Below are 7,338 nucleotides of genomic sequence, written 5' to 3'. Positions count from 1 at the left end.
CCCGGGTGATGCAGCTCACCTCGCGATAGGGTCCGACGGCGTCATAGGGCGGCGTCCAGCCGGGTGTCTGGCCCAGCAGGGTGGTCCGCACGGTGCGCAGCCCCTGGTTCGGGATCATCTTCGGCCGCCAACGGGCGCGCGGCGCCTTGCGGGCCAGGATCGGGACCAGGGCCCGGCAGGCCAGCCACAGCACATGGTCGCTGGACAGTTCGACCTCGACCTCCAGGGCCTCATACATCGACGAGGTCGCGGCGATCTGCGCGCCGTCGAGCCAGACCTCGACCTCGGTCGCCAGCCCCTCGAAGCGCAGCAGGCGGGGGCCGACGCCTTCCAGGGGGCGACGCCACCAGATGTCCTGGCCATGCAGCCCCTCGGTCGGACGCCCGGCGCGTTCGAGCGCGCCGGCGGCGGTTCCGGGAACCTCAGCCGCGATCCAGTCCGCCAGCGTTGCGGCCTCGGCCGGCGTCGGGCAGGCGTCCGGCGGGGTGAGCGCCAGGCTCCAGCCGGTCCGCAGATGCTCGATGCGATCGTCGCCGCCGAACCTGCGCATGGTCAGGCCGGGACGACGGAGCGGACCCGGGCGTCGAGCCCGGCCATCAGCTGGCCATAGGCGAGGGCGGCGGCGTCGAGGCTGGTTTCCAGCCCGTCGAACTTCTGCTTGGCGCAGGCGCGGGCCAGCTTGAACTGCGCGGCCTTGGCGCTCTGGGCGATGGCCCGGGCGTAGCCGGCCAGCGGCTCCATCCCCGGGTCGAGCCAGTCCAGGTGATCGCCCAGCAGCTCGAAGTCGGCGCCCAGCTGGCGCAGGGTGTTGAAGGCGTAGAGGTGGAAATAGCCGGGCTCGCGCGCCGCCGCCCGGGCCGCCGCCTGCGGCAGCTGGGCCTGGAAGGCGGAGATCGGACAGCTGGCCGGCCGATGGGCCAGACGCCCGGCCAGCATCCCCCAGGCCTGGTCACGCAGGTCCGCGAGCGGCGGCGGCGCGGCGGCGAACTTCACGACCTCCGCATAGGGCAGGAAAGGCGTGTCGCCATGGGCGTAGCCGGCCATCAGGCCGTCATAGTCCTCGCCCTCGAGCAGGTGATAGCCGCCGTTGTGGAAGTACTCCATCCGCCGCCCGGCCGCCGACAGGGCGTTGACCGCCACCGTGGTCTTGCCGTGCTCCAGCCGGTAGCTCAGCCCCTTGGTGTCGGGCAGGAAATAGCTGTCGACCTCGACCAGGCACGGCCGGCCCCGGGCGATCTGGATCTCCAGATGGGCCTCGATGCGGTCATAGACCGCCAGCTCCTGGACGGTGACGCCGTAGAGCCGGCGCAAGTCGTCCAGCCCCGGCTTGGCGAAGGTGAACTGGTCGCCTTCGAAATCCAGTTCGACCGCGAAGCTCAGCATGGCCTCGGGCGGCCGCCCGGCCGTGGTCAGGAGCTCGATCCACAGGTCGATATAGCAGTTGCTCAGCGGCCAGGATCGCGCCGCGTCATGCAGGCGATGCGCGGCGTAAGCCTGGGGATCTGGCGCTGGGATCGCGCGCTGCATCCCTAGCCCCACAGCGCCTTGCGCACCCCGACCGGCCAGGCCGACGAAGACAGGCCATGCTGGTTGAACAAGGCGATCGCCACCCGCTCCAGGCCGATGCCGACACAGGCGGTGTGCGCCACCTCGCCCGCCGCGGTCTTGATGTCCCAGGTCAGGCCGAAGTGGTCCTGGTGGTAGTTGAAGCTGAAGCAGGCGGTCGGGTGCTCCTCGCTGTGGATCGGCACCAGCAGTTCGAACTTCAGCTGCTGGGCCCGCTGGCCCGCCGCCATCAGCTTGCCGCCGCGACCGAAGAACGGGTCATTGGCCAGGTCCAGGCTGAACGGCAGTTCCAGGCTGGTCACCAGGGCCTGGCCCCGCTCCAGCCACTGGGCGCGGAAGGCCAGCACCTGATCCTGGTCGCCCAGCCGGACCATCTCGTGCATGCGGAACATCTGCATCCGCGCCGGGTCATCGGAGGGCTCGTGGCGGAAGCAGTAGGACTGCAGGTCGAACAGCCCGCCGGTCTCGGCCAGGGGGCCGCGCGCGGCGACCACCGGATAGAGCGGATAGCAGGCGGCGGGGGTCAGGACGACCTCGGTCGGCTCCTGCTTGCCCATCCAGTCCTCGCCGGCGGCCAGGTGCTCCAGCAGGTCCATATGGTCGGAATGGGCGCCGCAGAAGGCGTGGACGGTGCCCGCCAGCTGCGGGAAGCTCTTCAAATAGCCGCTGGTCTCGAAGACGCGACGGTTCATGCCGGGCGGAAAGCGCACCACCTCGGTCACATCATCGCCGGCCGCGCGCACGAAGGCCGCGTCGATCCGGTCGATCACCTCCTCGAAGGCGCCGCTGCGGCCATAGAGCCCCGGCGCGCCGGTGTCGATGAACAGGCCGGCGTCGATCAGGCGGCGCAGCAGACTGGGCGTCTCGCTCACGAGGCCACCCCGACGCCCAGCCCGTCGAGGGCCCTGGCGATTGCGGCGATGCTCGAGAAGGTGTCGGGGGTCAGCAGCGCCTCGGGAAATTCGATATCGAACGCTTCCTCCAGGCCCAGCATCAGCTGAACCGAGGCGTGCGAGGTCATGCCGGCGCGATAGAGATCGCCATCATCGCCCAGCTTGGCCACATCGACGTTCTCGCCGGCGAACTCCGCCACCAGGCTCCGGATACGTCCAATCATAGGCGCCTCTTCTCACCGTTCAGTCCGCGTTCCCGCCTGGGTTTGCTTCGCCCCAGGACAGCTCGCGGGCCTTGTTGACCCCACTCCGAACGTCCCACCCCGGCACGCCCCAGACCCGGCACGGGCTTTGCAAAGTCCCGACCGCGCCGGTCTCTAATGCGCACGTTCAGGTTAAAAAAACCCGGCCTGCGCCATAACCGGCTGTCCGTTGGAAACAGAAAGCTCGACGTCCATGGGTTCTCCCCTCCTGGCCACCGCCAAGTCCGCCCTTCCGCCCGGCGTTGTCGAAGCCGCCCGAGAGGCCGCCGGCGCCGTCGATCAAGACGGCCGCTTTCCGACCGAGGCCTTCGCAGAACTCCGTCGTCACGGCCTGCTGGGCGCCCTGGTTCCCAAGGCCCTGGGCGGGCTCGGCCTGACCTTTGGCGAGACCGCCGCCCAGTGCCAGGCCCTGGCCGGCGCCTGCGGCAGCGCCGGCATGATCCTGGCCATGCACCACATCCAGGTCGCCATCCTGGTCCGCCACGCCCTGCACCAGCCCTGGCACGCCGCCTTCGCGCGCCGCCTGTGCCAGGACCAGCTGCTGCTGGCCTCGGCGACCTCCGAGGTGGATATCGGCGGCGCCATCCGCACCAGCATCTGCGCCATTGTCGCCCAGGGCGGGGCGTTCACCGTGGAGAAGAAGGCCAGCGCCATCTCCTACGCGCTCGACGCCGACGCCCTGTTCCTCACCGCCCGGGCCAATCCCGACGCCGTCACCGGCGACCAGGCCCTGGTCATCCTCGAAGGCGCTGGCCTTGAGATGGAGTCCCGCCAGAGCTGGGACGCCATGGGCATGCGCGGCACCGGCAGCGGCGCCTTCCTGATCAAGGGTTCGGGCGACACCGCCCAGATCTTCGACACCCCCTTCGCCGAGATCGCCGCCAGTTCCATGGCCCCGGTCTCCCATGCCCTGTGGGGCGCGGTCTGGACCGGCATCGCCACCGACGCCGTGCTCCGCGCCCGTCGCGCCCTGCGCGGCCGGACCAAGCCCGGCGTCACCGAGCTGCCCACCGGCGCCCTGCGCCTGGTCGAGGCCGTAGAGACCCTGCAACTGGCCGAGGCCCGGGTGCGCACCGCCATCGCCGACCTCGACTGGGACGCTCCAGGCCCCGCCGGCTTCGCGGAGGCGGCCGCCAATAACGGCCTGAAGACCAGCGTTTCCGAAGCCTGCCTCAGCGCCGCCCAGACGGCGCTGGCCATCTGCGGCTTCGCCGGCTACGCCCGCGACGGTGAATTCAGCGTCTCCCGCCACGTGCGCGACCTGCACTCCGCCCCGCTGATGATCGGCAATGGCCGCATGCGCGAGGGCTCGGCCCGCCTGCTGCTGGCCCAGCGCCCGAAACTCGGCCTCGGCTGAACCCTGAACAGATAGACTTGCAATGACCGAACATATGGGGAACATTCTGCGCCGAACAGCGCGCGAGGCACGGCGTGACGAACGGCGAAGTTTCGGATCTTTCGGCGCTTTGGGGGTCCGGGCTTCCCAAACCCGCCCCGACGCCCAAGCCCCACTATCACGGGCACCGCGACCGACTGCGTGATCGCGCCACGGCGGGCGGTTTCGCCGCCCTGCCCGACTATGAGCTGATCGAGCTCTATCTTTTCCGCACCATACCGCGCGGCGACGTCAAGCCGCTCGCCAAGGCCCTGCTCGCCCGGTTCGGATCGGTGGGCGGGGTGCTGGGCGCCTCGCTGGACGAACTGAAGACCGTCTCGGGCGTCGGCGAGGCCGTTGCCCTGGATCTCAAGCTTCTGCACGAGGCCACCCTGCGGGTCAGCCGCGAGCGGGTGGCGCGGCGACCGGTGATCACCTCCTCGTCCCAGCTCCACGCCTATGTGAAGGCCGCCCTGGCCCATGAGCCACGCGAGCAGTTCCGGGTGCTGTTCCTCGACAAGAAGAACCAGCTGATCGCCGACGAGGTGCTCAATCGCGGCACGGTCGACCACGCCCCGGTCTATCCGCGCGAGGTCATGCGCCGGGCGTTGGAGCTGTCCTCCAGCGCCATCATCCTGGTGCACAACCATCCCTCCGGCGACCCGTCCCCCTCCGGCGCCGATATCACCATGACCAAGGAGATCATCGCCGCAGGCCGGGCCCTGCGCATCGCGATCCACGACCATCTGGTGGTCGGCCGCGACGGCGTGGCCAGCTTCAAGGCGCTGGGGCTGCTCTGACGGCGGCCTGGCGTCGCCTGGCCGGACCTGTGCATCGCCTGGGTGGTTGTGCGCGGTTGCGGGGTTGGGCAGTAGAGGTCTCATGCCTTCCCCCGTGATCCTCTGGTTCCGCCGCGACCTGCGCCTGGCTGACAATCCTGCCTTGGCCGCCGCGCTGAAGGCCGAGGCTCCGGTCATCCCGGTCTATGTGCTGGATGAGGCGCCCGAGGTCCGGCCCATGGGGGCCGCGTCCCTCTGGTGGCTGGACAAGTCGCTCACCGCGCTGGCGGCCGACCTGGAGGCCCGGGGCTCGCGGCTGACCCTGCGCCGGGGCGACGCTGAGCGGCTGATCCCGGAGCTCGCCGCCGAGACGGGCGCCTCGGCCGTGCTCTGGAACGGCCTGTTCGATCCGGGCCTCGCCCCGCGCGACACCCGGCTGGCCGAGGTGCTGACCGCCCGGGGTGTCGAGCCCCGTCGCTTCAATGGGGCGCACCTGATCCAGCCCGAGGCGGTGCGGACCAAGACCGGCGGCGCCTTCTCGGTCTTCACGCCCTTCTGGCGCACGGCGCGCCAGCTGGTCACCCTCGGCGCGGCCCAGCCGGCCCCGGACATTCTGACCGCCCCTGGCGTCTGGCCGGCCAGCGACACGCTCGCGGCGTGGGGACTGCACCCTTCGAAGCCCGACTGGTCCGCCGGCTTCGCCGACTGGATCCCGGGCGAGGCTGGCGCCCGCGAACGACTGGAAGGCTTCGTCGACGGTCCCCTCGCCACCTATGCCGCCGACCGCGACCGGCCGGACCGTGAGGGCGTCTCGCGCCTGTCCGCCCACCTGCACTTCGGCGAGATCAGCCCCAAGGCCTGTTGGCGCGCCGCCCAGGCCGCCGTTGTCCGGGGCGCGGCGTCCGAGGCCCAGATGGAGAAGTTCCTGGCCGAACTGGGCTGGCGCGATTTCAACTCCGCCATCGCCGGGCGCGGTCGCGATCTGGCGCGGGAGAACTTCGACGCCAAGTTCGACCTCTTCCCCTGGCGCACCGATCCGATCGCCCTGGAAGCCTGGCGGCGCGGCCGCACCGGCTATCCCATGGTCGACGCCGGCCTGCGCCAGCTGTGGGCCACCGGCTGGATGCACAACCGGGTGCGAATGGTGGTGGCCTCCTTCCTCACCAAGCACCTGCTGATCGATTGGCGCGAAGGCGAAGCCTGGTTCTGGGACACCCTGGTCGACGCCGACCACGCGTCGAACGCCGGCAATTGGCAGTGGACCGCGGGCTCGGGCGCCGACGCCTCCCCCTATTTCCGCATCTTCAATCCCATGGCCCAGGGCGAGAAGTTCGATCCGGAGGGCGTCTATGTCCGCCGCTGGGTCCCCGAGCTCTCGCGGCTGCCGACCAAGGTGATTCATACGCCCTGGACCGCGGACCCAGCCATTCTGTCGGCCTGTGGCGTGACCCTTGGCCTGACCTATCCCCACCCGATTGTGGAGCATGACGGCGCCCGCAAGCGCGCGCTGGACGCCTATCAACGCATGAAGGCCGCCGCCAGCGACTAGCCCGTCGCCCTCCTGGTCGAATGCCGCAGCGCAAGATATTCGGCGAAAATCCTTCCCCAGCCCCAATTTTCGGAGCACCAAGCTCTGCTATAAAATCAATTGTTGATCTGTATTAATAAGTATTAATCGCCTATTTTCCGCCAGTAATCCCTTGCTAGTGAATATGACCTACTAATTCTGACAGGCAAAACGCCGATGAGCACTCAAAACGAGTGTTCAGAACTCAGAACAAGGTCAAATTGATGCCGAATAGCGTCAACACTAACGTCGGGGCCATGGTCGCCCTGCAAAACCTCAACTCTACTCAATCCGATCTGATGCAGGTTCAGAACCGCATCAACACCGGCAAGAAGGTGGCCTCGGCCAAGGACAACGGCGCCATCTGGGCCATCGCCCAGAACCAGCGTTCGACCTCCGGCTCGCTGAACGCCGTCAAGGACTCGGTGCAACGCAGCCAGTCGACCGTGGACGTCGCCATCGCCGGTGGTGAAGCCGTGTCGGACCTGCTGCTGCAGATGAAGGAAAAGGCGCTCGCCGCTTCCGACTCCAGCCTCGACGCCTCCTCGCGCACCGCGCTGAATGAAGACTTCAAGGCCCTGCGCGACCAGGTCGGCAAGGCCGTGACCAATGCCACCTTCAACGGCGTCAACATGATCAAGTCGGGCGGCACCACCATCGCCGCCCTGGCCGACGCGGACGGCACCTCCAAGCTGACCGTCAATGCTCAGGATCTCTCGCTCGGCGGATCGAACGTGACGGTCGCCGCGACCGACTCGATCGGCACCCAGACCACGGCGGCGAACATGATCGCCACCGTCGCCACCTCGATCGGCAACGTCTCGACCGCGCTCTCCAAGCTCGGTACGGGCTCCAAGTCGCTGTCCTCGCACCTGACCTTCGTCGGCAAGCTGCA

General features: G+C 69.0%; 8 protein-coding genes. 4 read left to right on the top strand and 4 right to left on the bottom strand.

What is annotated here, in order from left to right; genetic code table 11:
* From Q7P21_RS17810 to Q7P21_RS17795, 4 genes are all read right to left on the bottom strand, one after another.
* Positions 1–550 (bottom strand): hypothetical protein (locus tag Q7P21_RS17810; RefSeq protein WP_304178153.1); only part of this gene is annotated, 550 nt, incomplete at its 3' end.
* A gap of 2 nt (positions 551–552) precedes the next feature.
* On the bottom strand, positions 553–1,527 hold the full coding sequence (locus Q7P21_RS17805; protein WP_304178152.1) for a DUF1839 family protein: 975 nt from the start codon (positions 1,525–1,527) through the stop codon (positions 553–555).
* 2 nt (positions 1,528–1,529) lie between these two features.
* Positions 1,530–2,438 (bottom strand): amino acid--[acyl-carrier-protein] ligase, encoded by a 909-nt coding sequence (locus Q7P21_RS17800; RefSeq protein ID WP_304170271.1) that lies wholly within the window; start codon positions 2,436–2,438, stop codon positions 1,530–1,532.
* Positions 2,435–2,683, bottom strand: a complete 249-nt coding sequence (locus tag Q7P21_RS17795; protein ID WP_304170272.1) for an acyl carrier protein — start codon at positions 2,681–2,683, stop codon at positions 2,435–2,437. The genes Q7P21_RS17800 and Q7P21_RS17795 overlap by 4 nt, the downstream gene beginning before the upstream one ends.
* Positions 2,684–2,915: 232 nt before the next feature.
* On the opposite strand from Q7P21_RS17795, the gene Q7P21_RS17790 reads away from it, so the two are divergent.
* The 4 genes from Q7P21_RS17790 to Q7P21_RS17775 form a co-directional block, all read left to right on the top strand.
* A complete protein-coding gene (locus Q7P21_RS17790; RefSeq protein WP_304170273.1) occupies positions 2,916–4,079 on the top strand; it encodes an acyl-CoA dehydrogenase family protein in 1,164 nt (387 codons plus the stop codon).
* A gap of 74 nt (positions 4,080–4,153) precedes the next feature.
* Positions 4,154–4,897: a DNA repair protein RadC gene (gene radC, locus Q7P21_RS17785; protein WP_304170274.1), complete on the top strand. Its 744-nt coding sequence runs from the start codon at positions 4,154–4,156 to the stop codon at positions 4,895–4,897.
* Positions 4,898–4,979: 82 nt separating this feature from the next.
* On the top strand, positions 4,980–6,425 hold the full coding sequence (locus Q7P21_RS17780) for a deoxyribodipyrimidine photo-lyase (RefSeq protein ID WP_304178150.1): 1,446 nt from the start codon (positions 4,980–4,982) through the stop codon (positions 6,423–6,425).
* A 242-nt stretch (positions 6,426–6,667) separates the two neighbouring features.
* Positions 6,668–7,338: flagellin (locus Q7P21_RS17775; protein ID WP_304178149.1), on the top strand; the 671-nt coding region annotated here is incomplete at its 3' end.

The organism is Phenylobacterium aquaticum (assembly GCF_947378715.1).
In the GTDB taxonomy this organism is placed as follows: Bacteria; Pseudomonadota; Alphaproteobacteria; order Caulobacterales; family Caulobacteraceae; genus Phenylobacterium; species Phenylobacterium aquaticum_A.
Note: the sequence above shows the minus strand (reverse complement) of the source record. Positions and strands in the feature narration are given on the sequence as shown.

Coding starts and splice junctions, on each gene's coding strand:
- Q7P21_RS17780 (WP_304178150.1), top strand. CDS start 4,980: ATGCCTTCCCCCGTGATCCTCTGGTTCCGCCGCGACCTGCGCCTGGCT.
- Q7P21_RS17795 (WP_304170272.1), bottom strand. CDS start 2,683: ATGATTGGACGTATCCGGAGCCTGGTGGCGGAGTTCGCCGGCGAGAAC.
- Q7P21_RS17805 (WP_304178152.1), bottom strand. CDS start 1,527: ATGCAGCGCGCGATCCCAGCGCCAGATCCCCAGGCTTACGCCGCGCAT.
- Q7P21_RS17790 (WP_304170273.1), top strand. CDS start 2,916: ATGGGTTCTCCCCTCCTGGCCACCGCCAAGTCCGCCCTTCCGCCCGGC.